Source organism: Actinoplanes sp. CA-131856 (genome assembly GCF_050956135.1).
Classification (GTDB): Bacteria; Actinomycetota; Actinomycetes; order Mycobacteriales; family Micromonosporaceae; genus Actinoplanes.
Genome location: NZ_CP191849.1, coordinates 5,940,319 through 5,963,904 on the forward strand (window position 1 = coordinate 5,940,319; position 23,586 = coordinate 5,963,904).

25 protein-coding genes are annotated in these 23,586 nt (G+C 69.5%); 7 read left to right on the forward strand and 18 right to left on the reverse strand.

Going from position 1 to position 23,586, the window contains the following annotated elements; translation table 11 throughout:
• Window position 1: 1 nt before the first annotated feature.
• The 4 genes from ACQP2X_RS27530 to ACQP2X_RS27545 form a co-directional block, all read right to left on the reverse strand.
• Window positions 2-235 (reverse strand): hypothetical protein, encoded by a 234-nt coding sequence (locus ACQP2X_RS27530; RefSeq protein ID WP_498686709.1) that lies wholly within the window; start codon window positions 233-235, stop codon window positions 2-4.
• Between the two features lie 87 nt (window positions 236-322).
• Window positions 323-865: a hypothetical protein gene (locus ACQP2X_RS27535; protein ID WP_498686710.1), complete on the reverse strand. Its 543-nt coding sequence runs from the start codon at window positions 863-865 to the stop codon at window positions 323-325.
• 1 nt (window position 866) lies between these two features.
• Window positions 867-1,562, reverse strand: coding sequence for a VIT1/CCC1 transporter family protein (locus tag ACQP2X_RS27540; protein ID WP_498686712.1), 696 nt, complete (start codon window positions 1,560-1,562; stop codon window positions 867-869).
• An 8-nt stretch (window positions 1,563-1,570) separates the two neighbouring features.
• Window positions 1,571-2,230, reverse strand: a complete 660-nt coding sequence (locus ACQP2X_RS27545; protein ID WP_498686713.1) for a DUF305 domain-containing protein — start codon at window positions 2,228-2,230, stop codon at window positions 1,571-1,573.
• Between the two features lie 127 nt (window positions 2,231-2,357).
• On the opposite strand from ACQP2X_RS27545, the gene ACQP2X_RS27550 reads away from it, so the two are divergent.
• Window positions 2,358-3,782 carry an LVIVD repeat-containing protein gene (locus tag ACQP2X_RS27550; protein WP_498686715.1) on the forward strand — a complete coding sequence of 475 codons (1,425 nt, stop codon included), beginning with the start codon at window positions 2,358-2,360 and terminating at the stop codon, window positions 3,780-3,782.
• A 3-nt stretch (window positions 3,783-3,785) separates the two neighbouring features.
• On the opposite strand, the gene ACQP2X_RS27555 is transcribed toward ACQP2X_RS27550, so the two are convergent.
• Genes ACQP2X_RS27555 through ACQP2X_RS27570 form a run of 4 tightly spaced genes read right to left on the reverse strand, consistent with a single transcriptional unit; the run spans window position 3,786 to window position 5,912 of the window.
• Window positions 3,786-4,235, reverse strand: coding sequence for a DUF6928 family protein (locus ACQP2X_RS27555; RefSeq protein ID WP_498686716.1), 450 nt, complete (start codon window positions 4,233-4,235; stop codon window positions 3,786-3,788).
• Window positions 4,232-4,882, reverse strand: a complete 651-nt coding sequence (locus ACQP2X_RS27560) for a hypothetical protein (protein ID WP_498686717.1) — start codon at window positions 4,880-4,882, stop codon at window positions 4,232-4,234. The genes ACQP2X_RS27555 and ACQP2X_RS27560 overlap by 4 nt, the downstream gene beginning before the upstream one ends.
• A 17-nt stretch (window positions 4,883-4,899) precedes the next feature.
• Window positions 4,900-5,508 (reverse strand): carboxymuconolactone decarboxylase family protein, encoded by a 609-nt coding sequence (locus tag ACQP2X_RS27565; RefSeq protein ID WP_498686718.1) that lies wholly within the window; start codon window positions 5,506-5,508, stop codon window positions 4,900-4,902.
• Window positions 5,505-5,912: a (R)-mandelonitrile lyase gene (locus tag ACQP2X_RS27570; RefSeq protein WP_498686721.1), complete on the reverse strand. Its 408-nt coding sequence runs from the start codon at window positions 5,910-5,912 to the stop codon at window positions 5,505-5,507. Before ACQP2X_RS27570 ends, ACQP2X_RS27565 begins: the two co-directional genes overlap by 4 nt.
• 77 nt (window positions 5,913-5,989) lie before the next feature.
• Here ACQP2X_RS27570 and ACQP2X_RS27575 point away from each other — a divergent pair, with 77 nt between their 5' ends.
• Genes ACQP2X_RS27575 through ACQP2X_RS27595 form a run of 5 tightly spaced genes read left to right on the forward strand, consistent with a single transcriptional unit; the run spans window position 5,990 to window position 12,832 of the window.
• Window positions 5,990-6,448 (forward strand): GNAT family N-acetyltransferase, encoded by a 459-nt coding sequence (locus ACQP2X_RS27575; RefSeq protein WP_498686723.1) that lies wholly within the window; start codon window positions 5,990-5,992, stop codon window positions 6,446-6,448.
• A 29-nt stretch (window positions 6,449-6,477) separates the two neighbouring features.
• Window positions 6,478-7,215 carry a helix-turn-helix domain-containing protein gene (locus ACQP2X_RS27580; protein WP_498686725.1) on the forward strand — a complete coding sequence of 246 codons (738 nt, stop codon included), beginning with the start codon at window positions 6,478-6,480 and terminating at the stop codon, window positions 7,213-7,215.
• A 35-nt stretch (window positions 7,216-7,250) separates the two neighbouring features.
• Complete coding sequence (locus ACQP2X_RS27585; protein ID WP_498686726.1) at window positions 7,251-8,420, forward strand: 4-hydroxybenzoate 3-monooxygenase; 1,170 nt, start codon at window positions 7,251-7,253, stop codon at window positions 8,418-8,420.
• A 57-nt stretch (window positions 8,421-8,477) separates the two neighbouring features.
• On the forward strand, window positions 8,478-11,153 hold the full coding sequence (locus ACQP2X_RS27590) for a TIM barrel protein (protein WP_498686728.1): 2,676 nt from the start codon (window positions 8,478-8,480) through the stop codon (window positions 11,151-11,153).
• Window positions 11,132-12,832: a CE1 family esterase gene (locus ACQP2X_RS27595; protein ID WP_498686730.1), complete on the forward strand. Its 1,701-nt coding sequence runs from the start codon at window positions 11,132-11,134 to the stop codon at window positions 12,830-12,832. The genes ACQP2X_RS27590 and ACQP2X_RS27595 overlap by 22 nt, the downstream gene beginning before the upstream one ends.
• Here the strand turns inward: ACQP2X_RS27595 and ACQP2X_RS27600 are convergent.
• Window positions 12,762-14,222, reverse strand: coding sequence for an MFS transporter (locus ACQP2X_RS27600; RefSeq protein WP_498686732.1), 1,461 nt, complete (start codon window positions 14,220-14,222; stop codon window positions 12,762-12,764). The two genes, ACQP2X_RS27595 and ACQP2X_RS27600, sit on opposite strands and share 71 nt — an antisense overlap.
• Window positions 14,223-14,314: 92 nt before the next feature.
• Between ACQP2X_RS27600 and ACQP2X_RS27605 the strand changes: the two genes are divergently transcribed.
• Entirely contained in the window at window positions 14,315-15,037 is a 723-nt protein-coding gene (locus tag ACQP2X_RS27605) for a TetR/AcrR family transcriptional regulator (protein ID WP_498686733.1), read from the forward strand.
• 256 nt (window positions 15,038-15,293) lie between these two features.
• On the opposite strand, the gene ACQP2X_RS27610 is transcribed toward ACQP2X_RS27605, so the two are convergent.
• The 9 genes from ACQP2X_RS27610 to ACQP2X_RS27650 all read right to left on the reverse strand — a co-directional run bounded on the left by ACQP2X_RS27610 (window position 15,294) and on the right by ACQP2X_RS27650 (window position 23,540).
• Window positions 15,294-15,563: a hypothetical protein gene (locus ACQP2X_RS27610; RefSeq protein ID WP_498686735.1), complete on the reverse strand. Its 270-nt coding sequence runs from the start codon at window positions 15,561-15,563 to the stop codon at window positions 15,294-15,296.
• A 94-nt stretch (window positions 15,564-15,657) separates the two neighbouring features.
• A complete protein-coding gene (locus ACQP2X_RS27615; protein WP_498686736.1) occupies window positions 15,658-16,269 on the reverse strand; it encodes an immunity 21 family protein in 612 nt (203 codons plus the stop codon).
• Window positions 16,270-16,287: 18 nt separating this feature from the next.
• Window positions 16,288-16,725 (reverse strand): DUF7674 family protein, encoded by a 438-nt coding sequence (locus ACQP2X_RS27620; protein ID WP_498686738.1) that lies wholly within the window; start codon window positions 16,723-16,725, stop codon window positions 16,288-16,290.
• Between the two features lie 166 nt (window positions 16,726-16,891).
• Complete coding sequence (locus tag ACQP2X_RS27625; protein WP_498686739.1) at window positions 16,892-18,376, reverse strand: DUF1593 domain-containing protein; 1,485 nt, start codon at window positions 18,374-18,376, stop codon at window positions 16,892-16,894.
• A gap of 2 nt (window positions 18,377-18,378) precedes the next feature.
• Window positions 18,379-19,365: a TIM barrel protein gene (locus tag ACQP2X_RS27630; protein ID WP_498686742.1), complete on the reverse strand. Its 987-nt coding sequence runs from the start codon at window positions 19,363-19,365 to the stop codon at window positions 18,379-18,381.
• Window positions 19,362-20,726 carry an FGGY family carbohydrate kinase gene (locus ACQP2X_RS27635; protein WP_498686744.1) on the reverse strand — a complete coding sequence of 455 codons (1,365 nt, stop codon included), beginning with the start codon at window positions 20,724-20,726 and terminating at the stop codon, window positions 19,362-19,364. Before ACQP2X_RS27635 ends, ACQP2X_RS27630 begins: the two co-directional genes overlap by 4 nt.
• Window positions 20,719-21,660 carry a transketolase family protein gene (locus tag ACQP2X_RS27640; RefSeq protein ID WP_498686745.1) on the reverse strand — a complete coding sequence of 314 codons (942 nt, stop codon included), beginning with the start codon at window positions 21,658-21,660 and terminating at the stop codon, window positions 20,719-20,721. Before ACQP2X_RS27640 ends, ACQP2X_RS27635 begins: the two co-directional genes overlap by 8 nt.
• Complete coding sequence (locus tag ACQP2X_RS27645) at window positions 21,657-22,538, reverse strand: transketolase (protein ID WP_498686746.1); 882 nt, start codon at window positions 22,536-22,538, stop codon at window positions 21,657-21,659. Before ACQP2X_RS27645 ends, ACQP2X_RS27640 begins: the two co-directional genes overlap by 4 nt.
• Before the next feature lie 24 nt (window positions 22,539-22,562).
• Window positions 22,563-23,540: a D-ribose ABC transporter substrate-binding protein gene (locus ACQP2X_RS27650; protein ID WP_498686748.1), complete on the reverse strand. Its 978-nt coding sequence runs from the start codon at window positions 23,538-23,540 to the stop codon at window positions 22,563-22,565.
• Between the last annotated feature and the right edge of the window lie 46 nt (window positions 23,541-23,586).

Genomic DNA, 23,586 nt, shown 5'->3' on the forward strand with positions numbered 1-23,586 from the left:
GCTACAGCAGCGCCGTGATGGGAGTGTCCGGGGCGATGGTCTCCAAGGCGTACTCGAGGTCCTCCCGGACGTTCTCGATGGTGTCGTCCTCGCCCAGGACCTCGGGGATGTCGTTGCTCAGTTCGAGTTGTTCCAGCATGTCGTAGGCCTCGCCCAGCGTGGACGCGCCCGCCTCCTGGGCCCATCGCAAGGTGTTCAGGGCGCCGGCCGACAAGGAATCCCACGTATCGCTCACCGGGCCAATCTAACCTTCGCCCTCGGGTTCAGGTGGGAGGCCGGCGCGGCCGTCGTCGCGATCACCGGTCAGACCCTCGGGACGCGGTCAGTAGTAGAACGGCTGGGCGGCCGACGGGTCGGCCGGGACGACGTCGAGGCGCGGGTCGGCGATCAAATCGGCGATGGCGGCGGCGGTGGCTCCGACGCCGGCCCAGTGCGGGTCGACGTCGGCCGCGAGGCACCAGGCGTGGTCGGCCGGCCACACGAACGCCGGCGGCTGGAAGTCGGGCGCATAGTCCGCGAAAGCGCCTCGGAACAGGAAGAACTCACGATGGGGCAGTACGACCTTCGGGCCGGGGAACTCGTCACCCCAGCCGTCCCAGAGCGCGAAGTAACAATCGCCGGGCGTACGCGTGTGGCGGGCCAGGGTCTCCACGGCGAACCCGACCCTCTGGGTCTCGGTCAGATCGTCGGGTTCGCCCTCGTGGTCGGCCTCCTCCTGGCCCGGGCGCACCGGATCGGGGATGAACCGCACCCTGGCGTACGACGGAAAGCCCGAAGGGCCGAAGGTGACCAGCTGATGCCAGTCGACGTCGCTGGTGGCGAGCCAGCCGGCGGCGGTCAGGTCGGTGCAGAGGGTCAGCGTCATCTCAACCGACCAGGCTACCGATGCCGTACGTCACGGCCATGGCCAGCGCGCCGCCCAGCACCAGCCGCAGGATGGCGCGGCCGCGGCGGGCGCCGCCGAGGCGGGCACTGAGCCAGCCGGTCAGGGCGAGGGCGACGATCACCACGGCGAACGTGACGGGCACCCGCGCGGCCGGCGGTGGCAGCAGGATGGCGGCCAGCGGCAGCAGGGCGCCGGTGGTGAAGGCGATCGCGGAGGCGCCGGCGGCCTGCCACGGGCTGGTGAGCTCGTCCGGGTCGAGGTGCAGTTCGGCGTCGGCGTGGGCGGCGAAGGCGTCCTTCTCGGTCAGCTCCACCGCCACCTGCCAGGCGGTGGCGGGGCTGAGGCCCTTGCCCTCGTACAGGGCGGTCAGCTCCTCGAGCTCCTGCTCGGGGAAGTCGGCCAGTTCGGCCTGTTCCTTCGCGAGCAGGGCCTTCTCGGTGTCGCGCTGGCTGCTGACCGAGACGTACTCGCCGAGCGCCATCGAGACGGCGCCGGCAGCTAGGCCCGCCACGCCGGCGGTCAGCAGCGGCCCGGTCGAGGTGGTGGCGCCGGCCACCCCGACGACCAGGCCCGCGGTGGAGACGATGCCGTCGTTGGCGCCGAGCACACCGGCGCGCAGCCAGTTCAGCCGGCCGGAGAGCGAAGCATCGTGCGGCTCGTTCGGATGCGTACGCACACCGAATTTTAAAGGTCCTTCATTCTCCTGATCTCACTGCCCTGCTCGACGGCCATCTCGCCAGCGGTCTCGCGCAGCCGCTCGTCCTCGCCGCTCTTCATGACGTCGCCGGCCATCTGCATGGCGCCACGGTGGTGGGAGGTCATCATGGCGATGAAACGCTCGTCGAAGGCCGCGCCCTTCAGCCCGGCCAGCGCCGTCATGTCGGCGGTGGTCTGCATGCCGGGCATGGTGCTGTGATCGTGCGAAGGGTCGTTCTCCGGCAACTTGCGCTGGGTGAGCCAGTTGCGCAGCCAGCCGATCTCCGGTTCCTGTACGGCCAGCATGCGCTGGGACAGGGCGAGAAGCTGACCGTTCTGACCGCGCCCGGGCACGAGTTTCGCCATCTCGACGGCCTGGCCGTGGTGGGCGATCATCATCTGGACGAAGGCGACGTCGGCCCCGTTGTAGGTGACGCCGTCGGGCGCGCGCACCTTGTCGGAATCGGTCACTGTGGACGACTCGCCGGGTTTGCCGGGAACCACGACCCGAACCGGCGGCGCGGCGCTCTCGCTGGGGCGCGGCGCGGCCGCTTTCTGGCCGGAACCGGAGCGGGCGGCCAGCGCGATCCCGACCGCCGCGAGCACGATGACCAGCGCGATCAGCATTGACGTCCGTGAACGGCTCATCAAATCCCTTCATCGATGCCTAAACATGTTCCCGAGGCGGGCCCCGGCAATTACTGTAGCGACAGAGTTGAATACGGTCGGTGGGGCTCCATCCTGCCTCGCCGCGCCGTCATCCGGAAGGAGCTCCATGACGCACCCACGAGGGCGCAGGCTCAGGCGCCTGGCCGCGATCGGCGCGGTGGCGCTCGCGGCTGCCCTGCTCACGGCACCCGTGAGCGGAGCGGCTCAGGCCGCCGAACCGAACACCATCCCGGGCGTCGACGAGATCGTCAGCAGCCCGAACCTCAAGCAGGTCGCGCACCGGGACAAGATCGGCCCGTTCGCGAACTCGACAAACTCCGACTGGGCTTTCCAGGGCAAATACGCCTACAGCGGCAACTACAACGGCTTCACGGTCTACGACATCCGCAACCCGAAGGCGCCGTTCGAGGCGACCCAGGTGGTCTGCCCCGGCTCGCAGAACGACGTGTCGGTCAGCGGCAACCTGCTCTTCCTGGGCACGGACTCGCAGCGTACGGACGACGGCTGCACCAGCGCCGGCTCCACAACGGACAACCCGGGCGCCCGCTGGGAAGGCATCAAGATCTTCGACATCAGCAACCCGCTGACGCCGGTCTACCTCAAGTCGGTCAAGACGGACTGCGGCTCACACACGCAGACGCTGGTGCCCGGCAAGAAGGGCGACCCGAACGTCTACCTCTACATCTCCTCGTACAACCTGTCGACGGTGGACCTGCCGAACTGCGCCCTGCCGCACGACAAGATCTCCATCATCAAGGTGCCCAAGCGCAACCCGACGGCGGCCAAGGTCGTCGCCACGCCGGTCATCTTCCCGGACGGCGGCTACGAGGGTGACGGCGAGGACAAGAGCGCCACGACCGGCTGCCACGACATCACCGTGTACGCCGACAAGGACATCGCGGCCGGCGCCTGCATGGGCGACGGCGTCCTGTTCGACATCTCGAAGCGCACCGCCCCGAAGGTCATCACGACGGTCCGCGACACCGTGAACTTCTCCTTCTGGCACTCGGCCACGTTCAACAACAACGGCACGAAGGTCGTCTTCACCGACGAGCTCGGCGGCGGCGGCCTGGCCACCTGCAACGAGCGCTTCGGCCCGAAGCTCGGCGCCGACGCCATCTACGACATCGTGGGCAAGCGCAAGCTGGTCTTCCGCAGCTACTTCAAGATCCCCCGCACGAACGCCGACACCGAGAACTGCGTGGCCCACAACGGCTCCCTGATTCCGGTGCCGGGCCGCGACATCATGGTCCAGGCGTGGTACCAGGGCGGCATCTCGGTCTGGGACTTCACGGACAGCCGTAAGCCCAAGGAGATCGCCTATTGGGAGCGCGGCCCCATCTCCCTGACCACACCGGTCGGCGGAGGTTCGTGGTCCGCGTACTGGTACAACGGCTACATCTTCTCGAACGACATCGCCAAGGGCATCGACGTCCTCGACCTGAAGGACCCGAGGACGAACATCGCCAAGTTCTTCCGCACGAACGAGTTCAACGCCCAGACGCAGAACAACTTCCTGCGCTGGCACTAGAGCTCATCGGCCGGGTCCCGCCGCGTGCGGGGCCCGGCGCCCGCGTTCCGCGGCTTCGCGTTCGGCCTGTTCCCGCCCGGTCGGGTCGGCCACCCGGAAGCCGCGCAGGGGAACGTCGAACGGCTCGATGTCCTCCGGGTGGGGACGGCCTTCCAGGATGAATCCGAAAAACGCGCGCAGGGCGTCCTCACCCAGTTCCAGCGGATGAAAGGGCAGAGGATACGGCTCGTCCTCGCCGGGGAACGTCCTCTCGACGGGACGCTCGCCCGCCCAGTAGGGCAGCTCGAACTCGTACGGCTCGCCGATGTTCTCCACGATGCCGTTGCCCGGATCGACGCCCAGCGAGCGGACGAGGTCGATGACCACAGCCGGATCGGCCAGGGCCGCCCGCCGGAGCGCGGGCCGCAGATCGCCGTCGGCGACGGCGAACAGGGCGGTCTTGGCGCCCATCATCGACTCGGCTTCCAGGGCCGGCCGGGCCCGCCGCGTTCGACGCTCTCGCCCGGGGCCAGGTCGAGGATGTCGAGGAGGGTGGGGTCCTCGTCGACGGCGTGGTGCAGGTGGCCCAGCTTTCCGGTTTTCGGGTTGGCGTCGGAGGCGCCGATCAGTTGCCATATGCCGTCGTCGGCGTCGTGACTGACGTACAGGATGGGCTCGGACTTTTCGAAGACCTCGCCGGTCTGGATGCTGGTGGTGCCCAGCAGCCAATGGTTCAACCACCAGGCACGGCGGTCGCGTTCCATGACTGTGTCGGCCACCGCCCAGATGAAGGGCAGGTCCTCGTGGGCTCGCGCCTCGTCGGCGGTCAGGTCGGGGCCGCCCTGCGGCACCTTCTCGAACGGCTCGTCGATCAGGGAGAACGCGTGGCTGTCGCCGTGGTCGAAGATCACCGCGTGGAAGGTGCCGCCGCCGGGATTGCCGGCGCCGATGCCGATCGACAAGCGACCCACGTGCGGGTCGGCGCCGGTGGTCCACCCGAGCGCGTAGGAAGCCAGCTCGCCTCGGGGGCCGACGAACTCGCCGAACGCCCGCCGGTCCATGCCCGTCGCGTCGGCCGTGGGCACCTCGACAAGCGCCCCTTCGATCACCTGAATCCGCACCCGCGCAACATAGCGGATCAGGACGCGAGCACTTGATCCAACCGGTCGGCGGCGGCCTCCCCGACCCGGGCACGCAGCGTGGCGGCCACACTGTGCAGGTCCGCGTCGGTCACGCCGGCGTTGCGGGCTATGGCCACGTGGGAACGCAGCTGGGACTCGACGCCTTCGAGGGAGGCCAGGGCGGCCACGGTGGCGATCTCGCGGGTCGGCCAGTCGAGGTTGTCGCGCGCGAAGATGTCGCCGAACAGGTGAGCTTTGAGGAACCGGTCGATCGCCGGAGCGAACTCGAACAGCGGGCCGGCGACGGGAGCGCCGACGAGCTTTGTCTGGTTGGCGGCGCCAAGGCTCAGCAGGTCGGTGCCGGAGGGCAGCGGCGGCGGCTCGGCGCCGGGTGGGTCTTCGATTCCTTCGGTACGCCGTTCGGCCACCACCTCCATGAAAGCGCCGAGGCCGTTGAGGCTTCGCGGGAAGCCCGCGTAGGCGTACATCTGGATCAGAAGCTCTTTGATCTCGCTGATGGTGAGGCCGGCGTCGAGGCCGCCGGCCAGCGCCTCGCGCAACTGGGGGAGGCGGCCGGTGGCGGTGAGCGCGGCGATCGTGGTTGTTGCTTCGAGGCGGCCGGTCACTGGTGGTTGGCCTTCTCGTAGAGGTCGACGGGCACGGGCTCGAGCCAGGTCGTCGGGTCGCCGCCGTCGGGCTTGGCTTCGAGCATGGCCAGGTGGCTCATGAAAGTGTCGGCGGTGGCGCCGTGCCAATGCTCCTCGCCGGGCGGGCAGACGACGGTCTCGCCGGCGTGGATGCGGATGACGGAGCCGTCGCGGATGCCGACGAGGCCGACGCCCTCGGTCACGTGCAGGGTCTGGCCGACGGCGTGCGAGTGCCAGTTGGTGCGGGCCCCGGGCGTGAACCGGACGAGCGCGACGGTCATCCGCGACGGGCCGGTGCCGTTGTAGATCGGGGTCATGTAGACGTCACCGGTGAACGCCTGCGCGGGCGTCTTGACCGTGGGACGGACAGGCTGAAGTTCCATGCCTTCCATGTAACCGCCGAGCCGGCCCGGGAGGGAGTCCCTGACAGAACACCCCAGGCGATGCGTAGCCTGTGCGGGTGCTGATCGTGCCCATGACGGCGGAGTACGCGGCCGACATCGTCACCTGGCGGTACCCGGCGCCCTACGACTGCTATGACATGACCGGCGCCGATCCGGACTTCCTCGTCGATTCCACGAGCGGTTTCCATGCCGTGGTCGACGATGGCGGGCTGATCGGTTTCCGATCGTTCGGCCCGGACGGCCGGGTGCCGGGCGGCGTCTACGACTCGTCGGCGCTCGACACCGGCGGCGGGCTGCGGCCCGAGTTCACCGGGCGTGGCCGGGGCCGGGAGGCGATCAGTGCGGGTCTGGCGTTCGGCGTACGGCAGTTCGCGCCACCGGCGTTCCGGATGACGATCGCCGCGTTCAACCTCCGCGCGCAGAAGGCGGTGCGATCCCTCGGGTTCGAGGCAGTCGGCCGCTTCGCGGCGTCGACCGATGGGCGGGAATACGACATCTTCGCCAGAGCGGCCTGAGCTGCGGGCCGACGGTAATATTCGATGCCATGCCGAAAACCCGCCAGGAGTCGGTGACCGGCGCGGGATGGCTGCCGCGCGGGTTTCACCTGGAGGCGCACTCCCATGATGAGGGCCAGTTGGTGTACGCGGCGGCTGGGGCGGTGGCGATCACGACTGAGGCCGGTACGTGGGTGGCTCCGGCCAATCGGGTGACGTGGACGCCGCCGGGGTTCGAGCATTCGCATCATTTCTACGGGCGGACCGATGTGCGGCTCGTCGGCATTCCGGCCGAGCTGTGTGACGGGCTGGCCGATCAGCCGAGCGTCTTCGCGGTCGGGCCGTTGCTGCGGGAGGCGCTCCTGGCCCTCACCGGGCGCGCCGAGAGCCGGGCCGGGGCGTACGAGCGGCTCCGGGCGGTCGTGATCGATGAGCTGACCGAGACGCCTGAACAGTCGCTTCATCTGCCCGAGCCGCGCGACGACCGGCTGCGGGCGGTCACCGGGCTGCTCCACGCCGATCCGGGACGGGCGGCCACCCTGGCCGAGATGGGCCGGGCCGTGGGCGCGAGCGAGCGCACCCTGAGCCGGCTGTTCCACGCCGAGCTGGGCATGAGCTTTCACCGGTGGCGCACGATCCTCCGCGTCCACCACGCCCTGGTCCACCTGGGCAGCGGCATGTCGGTCACCGAGACCGCGGCCGAGTGCGGGTGGGCCAACCCGTCCAGCTTCATCGACGCGTTCACCGAGATCGTCGGCCAGACGCCGGGGCGCTACCTGCGGTCGTAGTTGGCGGGTTTCCGCTATGCCGTGTCCCGCTGCCGGTGGGCCGCGAGCGCCCGGGCCCCGATAGTGGGGGCATGACCGAGAAAACAACTGTCGCCATCATCGGGGCGGGCGTGGCCGGGCTGACGCTCGGCAATTTCCTTCAGCGCAACGGCATCGGCTGCGTCATTCTGGAGAAGCGCAGCCGCGATTATGTCGAGAAACGGCAACGGGCGGGCACCATCGACAGTCGCGGCGTGCGAATGTACCGCGAGTGGGGTCTCGAAGAGGTCGTTAAAAAGGGGCTCTCGACCGAGGACGCCAGCGGTTTCTGGATCGACGGGGAAGAGCTGCCGGTCGATTTCGAGGGCGACGACAACAGCGACAGCGTCTTCTGCCCGCAGCAGGTGCTCGTCCGCAACCTCACCGACCTTTTCCTCCGCGAGGGCGGCGATCTGCGCTTCGGGGTGGAGGACGCGTCGGTGGGTGATGTCGTGCGCTTCGGGGACAGCGTCATCGGCTGCGACTTCATCGCCGGATGCGACGGCGATCGCGGTGTCAGCCGGGCCTCGATTCCGGCCGGTGTGCTGACGCGGTACAGCCACGAGTACGGCTACGCCTGGCTGAGCGTGCTGGCCGAGGTGCCGGCCGACCCGTCGGGAATGGCCATTCACGAAAGGGGCCTCGCCGGGCTCATTCCCCGGGGCGCGGACGCCGGCCGCATCTATCTGCAATGCGGGCCGGGCGACACTGTCGCCGCGTGGCCGGACGAGCGGATCTGGAGTGAGTTGGACGCGCGTTTCGGGCGGCCGGTGGCGCGGGGGCCGATCGCCGAGAAAACGATCGTTCCGCTGCGGAACGTCGTTTACGAACCCATGCGGTACGGCAAGTTGTATCTGCTCGGGGACGCGGCGCACATCGTTCCGCCGATGAGCGCCAAAGGAATCAACCTCGCGCTGCACGACGCCGAGGTCTTCGCGCAGGCGGTCATTCATCAGGTCCGTACGAGCGACGCGAGCCTACTCGACAGCTATTCCGAAACGTGCCTGCGCCACGTCTGGAACTACCAGGCCTTCGCGACCTGGATCACCGAAATGATGCACAACGCCGGCGACGCTTCGTACGCGGGCGAGTTCCGCAAGCAGCTCGCCCGCGCGGAACTGCAACGGCAGTTCAGGTCTCCGGCCGCCAGCCGGCTCTTCGGCGAGCTGACGGCCGGGGTCAACTAAGAGGTCCGCTCTGCGGACCTACTGGACCGCAGAGCAGCTCGAAGTTATGGTCACGCCATGACGCGGTCGCTAATGGACTATCCAGTACGTCCGTCCGGGGCGAGGCTGGCCATCGCCACCCACTGCCTCTCCGGCACGCTGGAGGACAAGCTGGCGGCGGCCGCGGCGGCCCGGTTCCACGGGGTCGAGCTGGCCGAGAGTGATCTGGTCAGCTCGTCGTGGAGTCCGGGGCGGATCCAGGACGAGTGTGCGCGGCGCGGGCTCGCGGTCGACGCCTACCAGCCGTTCGCGGATTTCGAAGCCGTGCCGCCGGGCGTCCTGCGCGGCAACCTGCGGCGGGCCGAGCGGACCTTCGCCGTGCTGGCCGAGATCGGCGTCCGGACCGTCGTCGTCAGCTCCTCGATGTCCGGTGACGCGGTGGACGACGACGATCTGGCCGCCGAGCAGCTGCGGGCGCTGGCCGGTGTCGCCGAGCGGCACGGGCTTCGGCTGGCCTACGAGGCGCTGGCCTGGGGGCGGTTCGTGAACACGGCCGCCCATGCCTGGCGGATCGTGCGGCGGGCCGATCACCCGGCGCTCGGGCTCTGCCTGGACAGCTTCCATGTGCTGATCAAGGAACCCGACGCGAAGAGCATCCGGGTCGTACCGGGCGAGAAGATCTTCCACGTCCAGCTGGCCGACGCGCCCGGCGCGAGCATGGACGTGGCCGAGCGGAGCCGGCACCACCGGCTCTTCCCCGGCCTGGGCGAGCTCGACGTCGCCCGCTTCGCCAGCTACGTCGAGGAGACCGGCTACGACGGTCCGCTGTCGCTCGAAGTGTCGAACGACGTGTACCGGCAGGCCGATCCGCGGCACGCCGCCATCAACGGGATGCGCTCGGTGCTCGACCTGAAGGCGGCCGACAAGCCGCCCGAGCTGACCGGGATCGTCTTCACCGAGCTGGCCGTGGACGACATCTCCGGCCCCGAGGTCTCGGGTGCGCTCGCGGCGCTGGGGTTCGTCAACTCCGGCCAGCATCGGTCCAAGCCGGTGCAGCTGTGGCAGCAGGGCACGGCGCGCATACTGCTCAACTTCGCCGCGCAGCGGACCGTGACGCCGGGCACCGCCACCGTGTGCGCGCTGGCCGTCGAGACCGCCGATCCGGCCCGCTCGACCGCACGGGCCGAACGGTTGCTGGCCCCGGTGCTCCCCCGGCTGCGGCGGCCCGAGGAGGCCGACCTCGCGTCGATCGCGGCCCCGGACGGCACGTCGATCTTCCTCGTCCGGGACGAGAGCTGGCTCCAGGACTTCGAGGCGGTCGACGCCCCGAAAGACGACGGGATCGACGGCATCGACCATGTGTCGCTCACCGACTCGGTGGACGACTTCGACGAGTCGACACTCTTCTACCGGGCCGTGCTCGGCCTGCAGGCCGAGAGGACCACCGAGATCGCGGCGCCGTTCGGGCCGATTTTGAGCCGGGCCGCCGCCGACCCCGCCCGCCGGGTGCGGATCACGCTGAACACCGCGCCGATGCGCCGCGGCGACTGGGCCCCGGTCATCCCCAATCCGCAGCACGTCGCCTTCCGCACCGGCGACGCGATCGCCGCCGCCCGGGCGATGCGCGAGCACGTGCTGAAGATCCCCGACAACTACTACGCCGACCTGGACGCCCGTTTCGAGCTGGAGCCCGGATTTCTGGCCGCGCTGCGCGAGCACTCGATCCTCTACGACCGCGACGAGCACGGCGCCTATCTGCACTTCTCCACCGAGATGCTCGGGCACCGCGTCTTCTTCGCGGTGGTTCAGCGCCTCGGCGGCTACGACGGGTACGGCCCGGCCGGCGCCCCCGTCCGGATGGCCGCCCACCGCGAGCGCCGCCTGCTCGACCTCCGCCGGCGCAAGGAACCGGACCAGCGCCACGACTTCTCGCTGGCCCACCTGACTGCGCTGAGCCTGTCGCCGCCCGAGCTGGTCGACGCGGCCGCCGAGGCCGGATATCGCTACGTGGGCCTGCGCCTGACCCGGGTCACGCCCCAGGAGCCGCACTATCCGCTCGCCACCGACCCGGCTCTGATGCGCACGACCAAGGTCCGCCTGGCCGCCACCGGCATCGAGGTGCTCGACATCGAGCTGGCCCGGATCAGCCCGGACGAGGACCCGCGCGACTTCCAGCGCTTCCTGGAGGCGGGGGCCGAGCTCGGCGCCCGGCACGTCATCTGCCAGCTGCCCGACCCCGACCGGGCCCGCAAGACCGACCGGTTCGCGCTGCTGTGCGAGATGGCGCGGCCGCTCGGGCTCACGGTCGACCTCGAGTTTCCCTCGTGGACGGAAACCCCCGATCTCCAAGCGGCCGTACGGGTTCTGCGCGGCGCCGCCCAGTCCAACGCCGGCATTCTCGTCGACCTTTTGCATTTCGCGCGATCGGGTTCCAGCGTGGCCGACCTGAGGCAGTTGCCGGCCGAGTGGTTCCACTTCGTGCACGTCTGCGACGCGCCCCCGGCCGTGCCGGCCACCAATGAGGGCCTCATCCACACCGCCCGTTTCGAGCGTCTCTTCCCCGGCGAGGGCGGCATCGACATCCCCGGCATCCTGGGCGCGCTGCCGCCCGGCCTGCCGTACGCCCTGGAGATCCCCCGGGCCACGCTCGTCGCCCAGGTCGGCGGCAAGGAGCACGCGCGGCTCGCCCTGAGCCGGGCCCGCGACCACCTCGAACCCCGAAAGGACGCCTCATGGACCGACGCACCCTCCTAGGCGGCAGCGCCGCCCTCGCCGTGGCCGCGACCCTCGCCCCATCGCCGGCGGCCGCCGAAGTCCGTTCCCTCGACGGGCGCCCGTTCCCTGACTACGACTACTCCCGGGCCAACAAGCTCCCCCGCGAGATGGCCGGCCTCTGGACGAAATCGTTCGGCGGAGGCCGTACGGCCAAGGTCTATATCTCGCCCGAAACACCCATCCGCTCGTACTTCACCGTGATCGCCGGGCCGGACAAGGTGATCCGCGAGTGGATGAGGATCGCCGACGAGCGGGAGGAGGGCCTGTTCATCCTCGAACCCGGGCCCGGCGGCTGGGGGACCCCCGAGGAGGAGGCCGCCTACGTCGGCGCGGCCATGGCCTTCTTCCAGAGCAACCGCTATTTCTCCATCTTCGGCCTGCACTATCTGGTCGGTTATGGCGCGGGCGGCCCCGCGCTCGAAGCCTGGGCCGTCGCTCACCCACTCCGGGTCATTTCCCAGGCGTACGTCGAATCGGCCGGCCTCGAGCAGGAATTCCTCGACGGATACGCGTCACGGACGTTCGGCGGGGAGACCGACGGCTACACACCCGTCGTGTTCCCGCCCGGCTTCGATCTGATCCGCTACGACGAAACGGTTCTGCCGACGCTGTACGCCGATCCCGGCCGCACCATCGGCCCCAGCCTCGCCTATTGGAGGAAGGCCAACCGCGGCGACCGCTGGATGACGTCGCACGCCGGCCCGATCGCCAGGACGGTCGTCCGGCGTGAACGGGTGTCCACGCGCCAGATCCTTGACTTCCTGACTTTCTACACGCGGTACGAGAACTTCTTCGCGTACGGAAATCAGCTCTTCGAACGCGCCGACTACGACCGCCTCGGCATCGAGGTGCACACGATGACCGTGAACGGCTTCGTCCGCGAATATCTCGTCTACCGCCCGCGATCGGCCCGCCGCAACGCGCCGGTGCTGTTCGTCTGGCCCGGCAACAGCCAGACCGACAAGGTGTTCCTCGACGCCACCCAGTGGTGGAAGGTCGCCGACCGCGAGGGATTCCTGCTGGTCGTCGTCTGCGAGCAATACAGTGTGAACTCGGTGTCGGTCAGCCACCGCGACTCGCTGGCCTTCTTCCGGCAGCTGCGAGACACCATCATTTCCCGGTACGACGTCGACCCCACCCGGTTCTATTCGACCGGCCAGTCGGCGGGCAGTTCGGTCACCCAGAACCTGGCCATCGCCTTCCCCGAGTATTTCGCCGCGGTCGCCTCGACCTCGTTCACCGCCGCCCCCGACGCCGCCGGCACCGTCACCCTCGACGGCGTCGCCTATCCGGCCAGCAACCGCCCGATCCCCACCTACCAGATCTACGGTTACGGCGATCTGGCCTTCCTGGAGGGCACGCTGTGGGACGACATCGACAACCAGCTCGACAGCTGGGCCCGCTATCACCTGCGGGTGAACGGGCTGGCCCTGGCCGACGTCGTCCAGGAGGGGCGCAGCGGCTACCGCCGTCGCTTCCAGACCTGGTCCTGGCAGGTCCGCGGCATCCCGGTCGTCACGCTGACGAAGAACCTCTACCGGTCGCACAACACCATGGCCGAGGAGTGCCCGCTGCTCTGGGACTTCCTCAAGCACTACCGGTGTGTGACGGCACCGGACGGCTCGGTGACGCGCTATCACGGCCGCCGGCGCCTCTGAGGATTCCCCAGCCGACCAGCGCCGCCGCGACGACGGTGAGCGTGAGGCCCGCGGTCGTCACAACGCCGTGGAACTGCGCGGTCTGGCTCGCGCTCCACGGCGTCGCGGTGAGCGGGCCGGTGAACATGGCGGCCAGGATCGTGCCGGCCGCGGCCAGGCCGGCGCCGCTGCTCACCTGGGAAGCGGTGTCGGTCAGGGCCACACCGATGGACGTACGGCTCTCCGGAAGCCCGCGGAGCACGTTGGTGCCGGCCACGACACCGACGACGCGCAGGCCGGCCGCCATGAGCACGAGGGCGACGGCGACCCAGAGGTAGCCGTGGTTGCCGAGCAGCGCGTAGACGGCCAGGCCGGCCACCACCGCAGCCGCGCTGAACCTTCCGGCCCGTTCGAGGCCGACGCGCTTGACGAGCGGGTTGAGCAGGGCACCACCGGCGATCAGGACGACGACCTGGGGCAGCATGCCGAGCGAGGCGAGACCGGGCGACCAGCCCCAGTCGAGCTGCATCTGCAGCGAGATGAGGTAGCCGACGCCGGCGATGGCCAGCCCGGTTGCGGCCTTGAAGGCCAGGCCACTGGCGACCAGCGGGTGGGCGACGAGCTTGAGGTCGACGAGCGGGTGCCGGGCCGAGCGCTCGCGGAGCACGAAGAGCACCGCGGCCACAACGGCCGCCGCCGTGACGGCCCAGGGCGCCCACGCGGCGGCGCCCTCCTCGACGAACAGCGTCGGCGCGACCAGCGCGGCCACGATGGCGGCGGTGCCGAGGACCGCCCCGGCGACGTCCACCGGATCGGTGTGCAGGCCCTTCGCGTCGTCCGGGGCGATGCCCGACCACACGCCGATCATGGCGAGCACGGCGATCGGCACGTTGACCAGCAACAGCACCTGCCAGGGGGCGATGGCGAGCGCGAAGCCGCCGACGGTCGGCCCGACCGCCAGGCCGACGATGCCCACCGTCGAGATGATGTTGAAGGCCCGGACGCGGAGGCCGTCCTCGTCGAACAGGCGGAAGGCGAGCGCGGCCGACCCGGGGGTGGTCATGGCGGCCGCGACGCCCATGGCGACCCGGACCGCGATGAGCTCGCCCGTGGTGGTGACGAGGGCGGTGGCCAGGCTGGCCACCGCGAGCAGGGCGAGCCCGACGAGCATGACCCGGCGCCGGCCGTACCGGTCGGCGACCGCGCCGAAGGCCAGCATGAGCCCGCCGAACACGACGGCGTAGGCGCCGGTGGCCCATTGCAGGGTGGTCGCCGACGCGTGCAGCTCCCGCCCGATCGTGGGCAGGGCGACGGTGAGGATGGAGTTGTCGAGCATCTCGAACAGGAACACGGCGGACAGCCCGGCCAGGGCCACCCACGCCTCCCGCAGGGATCGCGGTGATGTACGCATACGGCGACAGTGAATCAGAACGGTGTTCTGGTCAATAGGAACGGTGTTCTTAGTGAAACAGAACACTGTTCGTCACGCGCTAAGCTGGCCTTATGTCACCGACCCCGGAGCAGCGGCGCACCGCGCGCCACCAGTTCGGCGCCGTTCCGGCCGCGCCCGGGCTGCGGCGCGGCCCGTCCCGCGGCACGAAGAAACCCATCACGGTCGACGCCATCCTCGACACGGCGTTCGCGATCGTGGCACGGGAGGGCTACGAGGCCCTGACGATGCGGCGGGTGGCCACCGCGCTGGAGACGGGACCGTCGTCGCTCTACGCCCACGTGGTCAACAAGGAGGACCTGGACGAGCTGCTCATCGGCCGGCTGTGCGCCGGGATCGAGCTGCCCGAGCCCGACCCCACCATCTGGCGGGAGCAGATCATCAGCGTCTGCACCCAGCTGCGCGACCAGTACCAGCGCTTCCCCGGCATCTCGCGGGCCGCCCTGGCCGCCGCCCCAGCGAACACCGACACGCTGCGCGTCGGCGAGGGAATGTTCGCCATCCTGCTCACCGGCGGGATCGATCCCCAGACGGCCGCCTGGGCCGTCGACGCCCTGAACCTGTACGTCAACGCGCACAGCCTCGAGGTCTCCCTGATCCGCGGCGACAAGGACTGGGTGGCCGGCCGCGAGGAACTCATGGCCCGCCTGACCGGCCTGCCCGAGACCTTCCCCAACACCAGACGCTACGCGGCCGAGCTGACCTCCGGCTCGACCGTGGACCGCTTCACCTTCACCCTCAACCTGATGCTGGACGGCCTGCAACGACCGCGGTGACCTCGGGCGGCCCGCAGACCCGTGCGGGGCCCAGATCTCGTTTCTCGCCCTGGACCGGGCGTGGTCAATGCAGTTGGGATCACCCTGCTGCTCCCCATCTGCTCCCGTGCCGCACCCATCCCCGTTACGGGCGTCGTCCCGGATCAGCCCACCCGGAGGCCCGGATGGCGCGTCGACCGCCATTCCACCTGGGGATCACGGGTGCCCCGGCTGACGCGTCGGTACGCGCCTTATCCGCGGCATGAGCGTGCGCTTGTCAGTCGGCGGAGAACGCTCCAGGTGGCCGCTGGTAGCCACATTCGACAGCCTCGCCGGTGTCGGTGGTGACGGTGAAGCCGTAGGCGTCAGCGTCATCCATCCACACAGACACGCCCTGCCTGTGCCACACGCATTCGACTGATGGCTGACTCGTCGTTGCTGTGAACAAGAGTCGCTGGGATGGGGCAATCCAGAAGTCCTCGCCCAACGGCTCCACGAAGACGCACAGCATCCCTTCCGTTTCGTTGAGCAGGTTCAGATTCGTCACGGACCGATCGTAAGGTCAGTCCGACGTATCGGTCTCACATCGGCTACGACCGGACGCCTCCCGCCGTAACGCGCCAGTCTTCGGCCGGGCAAGGTCAGAGCACGGGCTGAAGCTGAACGAGGATCATCCAATTGTCACCATCAGCACGGTGTGCCGCCCGAGCTCGATAGGTGCCCGGGGGCAGTTCCACCACGAGGTGGTTGTCGGCCTCCAACTCCGTTCCGGGCCACGCCGAATCGAACAATACGACTGGCCCGTCCACCACCCAGCGGACATCTTCATCGGCATCCCACTCCACGCCGTTGCGTACCGCTTGGCGTGCAGCGCTGACCAAGTCGTCCTCCTCATCCGCCGCGGCCCACCGCAGGAAGAGCCGTTCCGAGGGCAGGTACGTTGTCGTCGCCGGCTCGTCGCCCAGAACCAGCGCCTGCTGCTGACCGATGGCGACCACACCGATGTAACCGTCGACCGCACAGGCCCGACCGTAGTCGCCCCAAGTCTCCACGGGTCCGTCCGTGCTGTCAGCGCCGGTCCACAGCGATAGTGCCGATTGCGGAGCGGCAAGCAAAGGTCCACCACCCGACGAAACCCATGTGTACGGCAACGAACCCCTCCCAAGTCGATCTTGCCAAAGCGCTGCGACACGCCACAACCCGCCAGGCCACGATAGAACGTTGTCGGCACCGGAGCGTTGACCGCGAAACACGACCGGACAGCGGCCTTGTCAGCCAGGCCGAGTGTCTGGGATGGGAGTACCGAGCTCGCAGAATTTGCTGATCGCTTCCCAATACTTCGCCGACAGCGGGCGGAGCCAACGCCGGAACGCCTCTGGGTCGACGCCCCGCGAGGTGACGGTGTGCATCTGCATGCCTTCGAGATAACCGATCACGCCCAACTCAGAGACGTACGGGTCACCATGGAGGATCAGGTGCTCGATGTAGTCGAAGGCGGCATCGAACTCGCTCGTGTCCCCGGCTGCGAGGCGGTCGGCGAGGTGACCCACCACCCATGCCGCATCCAGGTAGCCAAGACGACCACCGGGAGAACCCGGGTCGGCGTTGTCGTCAGCAACCTCGCCCCACTCCTCTGACAATGACGGAAGCGCAGCGAGCAACAGCGCAGGAACCTGCTCGGCGGTGACGTGCGCTCCGGTCGGCCCCACGCCGCCAGCCTAACTAAGGCGTCCTTGGCCGTTGAGCGGAGTGCTCGTGGCGCAGGAGACCTGGGACCGGCGCGAGCCGAGCTCGAATCGCGCCTGACGCAGCGGCGGGAAGGCCGCGCGTCGGTTGACGCGCGGCCCGATCCGGCGTTTGAACGGGTCGGTCACCTCACGCGGTGACCACCTTGATGGTCACCCGGTCATAGCGGGTCAGCGGGTGCTCGCCGTTGTCGGTGGCCTCGACGATGACCGAGATGGTCTGGCCCGCCTTGGCGTCGGACGGCACCTTCACTGTCGCCCGGTTGCCGCGAGCCGTCACCGTGACCGCGCCGGGATAGGTGCCTTCCTCGCGGTACTGCCACCAGCGCACCGCCACCCGATCGTGGTCCGGGTCGGAGGTGCGCGCGGACAACGAGACCGAGGCGCCCGGCCTGGCGCGCACGGAGTCGGTTGCCTGGACCGACGGGGCGTGGTTGCCGCGACGGTACGACGGGGTGAGCGTCCACTTCATGCGGGCCGCGAAGTCGTTCTGGGCGGCCGCGGCCCAGCGGAGCGTGGTCAGGTTCGGCACGTCGGCGCCGGAGGCGTCCTTCTCGGTCGGGGCCAGCTTCCACAGGTTGGGTGAGGTGGAGACCTGGGTGACCCGGCCGCCCCAGCCCAGCAACGGGTTGAAGGCGACATTGTCCCCTTCGGACAGGAAGTCGTACGGCTTCAGCGGTTTGCACCAGCCCTTCGGCGCCTCCGAGGGGATGCCGAAGATGTCGAGCGGGTCGCCCGGCATCGCCTGCCCGTCGAGCCAGGAGCGGTACAACGACCCGTACGGCCCGATCTGGATGTTGGCTTTGGTCCACGCTCCGGTGAAGTAGACGCGGTCGGCCGGCAGTCCGCGCACGTTGCCGGCGCCGCCCCAGTTGCAGTTGTAACCCCAGGTGGCGTACCCGGCCGAAAGCTCCTCGACGCGCAGCGCGGGCCACTTCACCGAGATGTAGTTCGCGTACGTCTCGTCCTGGAAACCGCTCGCCAGGATGACCGCCTTGGCGGAAACGGCGGCCTGTACCCGCTTCCACTGCGGCGTCGAGGCGTATCTGTCCTCGATGGACGTCAGGGCGCGGGCGATGGTCGAGGTGCCGCCCCACGCTTGCAGGTACAGGGGGCGCGGGTCCTTGTCGAGCAGCAGATCGCGGATCAGGTTCGATCCGGGTGTGTCGGCCGACATCTCGCCCTCGAAGTCGATGTTGCCGACCCGGACGAGGGAGCGCAGCTCGGCGGGCGACGGATAGTCCGCGTCGTGACGCTTCAAATTCCCATAGACCTTGGCGTACGCCGGCAGGACCTGATCCTGGATGGTCCGGGTGCCGGTCCAGCGCCACGACGTCTGCGGTGTCGTGTATTCGCGGTCCGGCAGAAAGAACTCGGTGCCCTTACCGTCGCCGGCCCAGTGGAACTTGCTGCTGGTGTAGATGATGCCCTGGGTGTCGAGGTCGTTGGTGTAGAGCAGATAGCGGATCAGCGAGGCGAGGTCGTCCTGCTCCATGTCGGTGGTGACGACCGTGCGCGGTTTCGCCGGGGACGAGGCGGACGGGTGCGCGGACGCGGGCGCGGCGATGACGAGCGACGCGGCGACGGCGCAGGCGGCCAGCAGGCGCAGGCGCATGGCTACTCCTTCACCTCGCCGAAGAGGGCGTTCTGCACGAGGCGCTGGGCGGCCATGGCGTCCTGGCGCTCCTGCGCCTCGGCCAACGCGACCGTGTCGAGGCGGTCGAGAGCGCGATAAATGCGCTTCAAGATGCCAATTGACGTACGGGCGGCGTCCACCGAGTCCTCGCGGAACGGGAACTGGTCGAGCTGCCACACGCCGTCCCAGTTGTTCTTGCGCAGGGTGTGGAAGAACTCGAAGATCTCGGTCAGGTGCACGGTGCCGACGACCAGGTCGTCGTCCCAGCCGCGCAGGTTGTCGTTGACGTCCATGCCGTAGAGGCGGCCGTGGTCGATGATGAGCTGGGCCGCGTCGGCCGGCGACTCGCCGCCGTAGAGGCTGTGCCCGAAGTCGAGCAGGATGCCGACGTTGTCCAGGCCGATCTCCTGGATGCCCAGCAGCGAGCGGGCGGCCGAGTCCCACGTCATCTTCACGCGGGGCTCGCGCGGCTTGTACTCGATGGCGAACTTGAGGTCGGGGTGGGCGCCGGCCAGCTCGCGCATGCCGTCGACGGCGAGCTTCCACAGGGTGCGGTGGTCGACCTGGAACGGGTAGTCCCAGCCGTCCTGGCCGGGCCAGATCTTCACGTAGTCGGCGCCCAGCTCGCGCACGATCCCGGCCGCCTCGTGCATGAGGTCGAGCGCGGCCTTGCGGACGGCCGGGTCGGGGTTGGTGAAGGAGCCGCGGCTGAACTTGCGCAGGTAGATCTCGGGGGTGATGCCGATCGCCGACAGGTTCTGCGCGGCGAGGGCGTCCTTGACCTCGGAGAGGCCGACGCCGGGGGTGAACGGGTAGTTGAGGTCGACCACTGACAGGTCCTCGACCTGCCCGGCCAGCTCGATCGCTTCGAGGGTGGTGCGGGCGGGGCCGTAGCCGTCGGTGGCGTAGCGGTCGACGTAGGTGGCGAAGTGCCACAGTCCGGCGCCGAAGCGGGGGTACTCGGTCATCGGGACTCCTTGGTGGACAGGGCGCGGCGCACGGCGTCACGCCAGGCATCGCGGGCGCCGGGGGCGGCCGCGCGGGGAGCGAACTCGTCGTAGGCGACCGACGGCGTCAGGCCGCCGGCCAGAAAGGCGACACCAAGACCGGAGAGATTTGCCGTACGGGCTCGGCGCACCACCAGACCGGTCAGATCGGCCTGGATCTGCATGAGGGTGTCGTTGCCCGAGGCGCCGCCGTCGGCCAGGATGGCGGAGGCGCCGCCCATGGCGTCGACGACGTCGGCCACCTGGTGGGCGATGGACTCGACGGCGGCCCGGGCCAGCTGCGGCGGGCGGGTGCCCAGGGTGAGGCCGCTGATCAGGCCGACCGCGGTGTCGTCCCACCAGGGCGCGGCCAGCCCGCCGAACCCGGGGACGAGGAAGACGCCGTCGCTGGATGCCGTCGCGGCCATCTGCCCGATTTGTGATGGCGTAACGGATAAGAACGAAGCGAGCCAAGCGATCGTTGCTCCCGACGAGCGGATGTTGCCCTCGGCGGCGAGCTGGGAATCCCACGCGATCGTGAGGCAGACTCCGGACGGCGCGTCGCCGAGGCGCATGACCGACGAGCCGGTCCCGTAGGTGACTTTCACGCCGCCGTCGGCCGCGCGCCCGTGCGCGTAGAGGGCCGCGTGCGAGTCACCCAAGACCGCGGTGATCGGGAGGCCTTCGAGGACTCCCCCGCGCTCGCCGATGCGGCCCAGCTCTCCGCTCGACGGTGTGATGGTCGGCAGGGCGGACGCCGGGATGCCGAACAGGTCGAGCAGTTCGGGACTCCAGCTGCCTTTCCGGACGTCCAGCAGCTGGGTCCGCGACGCGTTGCCGGCCTCGATCTGATGGGCGCCCGTCAGGGCGTACAGAAGCCAGGAATCAATCGTGCCGGCCAGGGCGCCCGGATGGCCGTCGAGCAGCCATCGCAGCTTGGCCGCGCTGAACATCGGGTCGAGCGGAAGGCCGCTGATCGCGCGGATCCGGGCCTCGTCGCCGCGCAGCTTGTCGCACACGCCGACCGCCCGCTGATCCTGCCAGCCCAGCACCGGGCCCAGCGGCTCGCCCGTGTGCCGGTCCCAGATCAGCGCGGACTCGCGCTGGCTGCTGAGGCCGACCGCCCTTATCCGCGCGCGGGGAGCGTCCCGCAGACACTCGGTGGCCGCGGCCAGGACGCTGTCGAGGATCTCGATCGCGTCCTGTTCGACCCAGCCCGGCCGGGGATAGCGGATGGGCACCGGTGCCGACCCGCTCGCCACGACGTCGCCGCCGGCCGAGACCAGGAGGCACTTCGTCGAGGAAGTGCCCTGGTCGATCGCGAGGACCAGGTCGTCAGGCATGGGACAGCTCGACGGCCGCCCGCCGGATGTCGCCCGCGGTCAGCCCGAAGTGTTCGAGCAGGAACGCGGTCGTGCCGGTGGGCGCGAACTCGCGGTGCACGCCCAGCATGCGCATGGGCACCGGGGCCGGCTCGGTGACCACCACGGCGGCCACCGCCGCGCCCAGCCCGCCGGTCGTCGTGGCCTCCTCGGCGGTGACGATCGCGCGGGTCTCGCGCATGGCCCGCCGGATCGCGTCCTCGTCGAGGGGCGCGATGGTGGACATGTTCAGCACACGCACCGAGACTCCCTCTTCCGCCGCCGCCGAAGCCGCTTCCAGGGCGCGGGAGACCATCGTCCCGGTCGCCACCACCGTCACGTCGCTCCCGTCCCGCAGCAGGCCCGCCGTGCCGAACTCGAACGAATCGGTCACCGCGGGCACCTTGAACCGCCCGATCCGCAGGAAGACCGGTGTGGCGGCGGCCGCGGCCCAGCGTACGGCCGATCTTGTCTCGGCCGGATCGGCCGGAACGACGATGCCCAGGCCGGCGATCGCCCGCAGCCAGGACAGGTCCTCGATCGAGTGGTGGGTCGGGCCGAGCTCGCCGTACGCCATGCCCGGGCTCATGCCGCACAGGACCACAGGCGATTGGCTGTACGCCACGTCGGCCTTGATCTGCTCCAGCGCCCGCCCGGTCAGGAACGGCGACGCGCCGCACACGAACGGCACGTAGCCGCTGAGCGCGAGCCCGGCCCCGACACCGACCATGTCCTGCTCGGCGATGCCGACGTTGATGAGCCGGTCCGGGAACTCCTTCTGAAAGCCGACGAGGTTGCTGGAACCCACCGAGTCGTTGCAGACCGCCACGATCCGCTCGTCCTCGCGGGCCAGGGCGATCAGCTCCTCGGCGAAGGCGACCCGGCAGTCGAAGACCTCCTGGGTGGGCGCGCTCATCGGGCCAGCTCCACGGTCGCGGCCTCGATCTGCGCGGCGCTGGGCACCTTGTGGTGCCACTCGACGCGGTCCTCCATGAAGGAAACGCCTCTTCCCTTGGTCGTGTTGGCGATGACGCACAGCGGGCGCTCGCCGCGCGCGGCGGTGAAGGCCTCCAGCAGGGCCAGGTGATCGTGCCCGTCGACCTCCACCACATCCCACCCGAACGCTCTGAACTTGTCGTCCAGCGGGTCGAGGGTGTTGGTGTCCTCGGTGCGGGCGCCCTGCTGGAGGCGGTTGCGGTCGACGACCGCGGTGAGGTTGGCCAGGCGACGGTGCCCGGCCGTCATCGCGGCCTCCCAGTTGCTGCCCTCCTGCAACTCGCCGTCACCCAGCACCACGTAGACGTGCCGGGACGACGCGGCGAGCCGGGCCGCCACGGCCATGCCGACCGCGACCGGCAGGCCGTGACCGAGCGGGCCGGTGTTGGTCTCCACCCCGGGCACCTTGACCCGGTTGGGGTGGCCGTTGAGGGCCGACAGCGGGCCGGCGAACGTGTCCAGCTCGGCCACCGGGAAGAACCCGGCCGCGGCCAGCGTGGCGTACAGGGCGCCGGCGGTGTGGCCCTTGCTCAGCACGAACCGGTCGCGGTCGGCCCACTCCGGCTTCTCCGGATCGACCCGCAGGACGGCGAAGAACAGGGTGGTCAGGATGTCGAGGACGGACATGTCGCCGCCCACGTGCCCCAGGCCGGCCCGGCCGATCATCTGAAGGTCGGTGGTGCGCGACTGGTTGGCCCGCTGCCGCAGCATCTCGCGGCGGCGCTGCGGTGCGGCGCCGGCGAAGTCCTGCCGGAATCGATGCCAGGCGGCGGCGGCCGTAGGGTCGGCGACCAGCATGGGTGTTCCTCTCGTTTCTGTGTTTCAGGAGACGGCGAAGTTGGTGACCGACTTCGCGTTGTCGGCGTTCACCAGGACGCAGTCGATGGACTGCTTCTCGGGCTGGCTGGCCTTGCCGGTCTTGATGTACTCGTCGGCCTGGGTCACGGCCATCTCGGCGATCTTGCTGGCCGGCTGGAGGACGGTGGCCTTGATGCCGTCCTTGAGGATCGAGTTGACGACGTCGGGGCTGCCGTCGAAACCGACCACGACGATGTCCTTCTTGGCGGCCTGCACGGCGGCCCAGGCGCCGAGCGCCATGGTGTCGTTGCCGGCGATGATGCCCTTGATGTTCGGGTGGGCCTGAAGGATCGTCTGGGTCTTCTGCAGCGCCTCGGCCTGGTCCCAGTTGGCGGTCTGCTGGGCGACCATCTTGAGGTCCGGGTACTGGTCGAGGATGCCGTGGTAGCCCTGCGAGCGGACGCCGGCGTTGGTGTCGGTGGGCTTGCCGGTGAGCTCGGCGTACTCGCCCTTGTTGCCCATCAGCTTGGCGAACTCCTGGCCGCCGAGGCCGGCGCCCTGAGCGTTGTTGGAGACGATCTGGGCGACCGCGACGCCGGTCTTGTTGATCTCACGGTCGATCAGGAAGGTCGGGATGTTGGCGTCCTTGGCCCGCTGGATGGCGGTGACCGAGGCATCGGCGCCGGCGTTGTCGAGGATGATCGCGGCGGCCTTGCGGGAGATCGCGGTGTCGATCTCCTGGCTCTGCTTGGTCGGGTCGTCGTCGTGGCTGAGCACGAGCGTCTCGTAGCCGAGCTTCTTGGCCTGGGCGTCGGCGGCGTCCTGCTCGGCCTTGAAGAAGACGTTGTCCGGCGACGGCGTGATGATGACGATCAGCTTGGACGCGGCGGGGGTGCTGCCGGACGACGAGCTGTCGTCGCCGTCGCCGTCCCCGCCGCCACAGGCGGCCAGGGCAAGAACGGCGGCGACGCCGATCGGCAGTATAAGTTTCCGAAATTTCATCTTTTTTCCTCTCGAAATGGAGGCTCGGACGGGAGGTGCTGGGCGG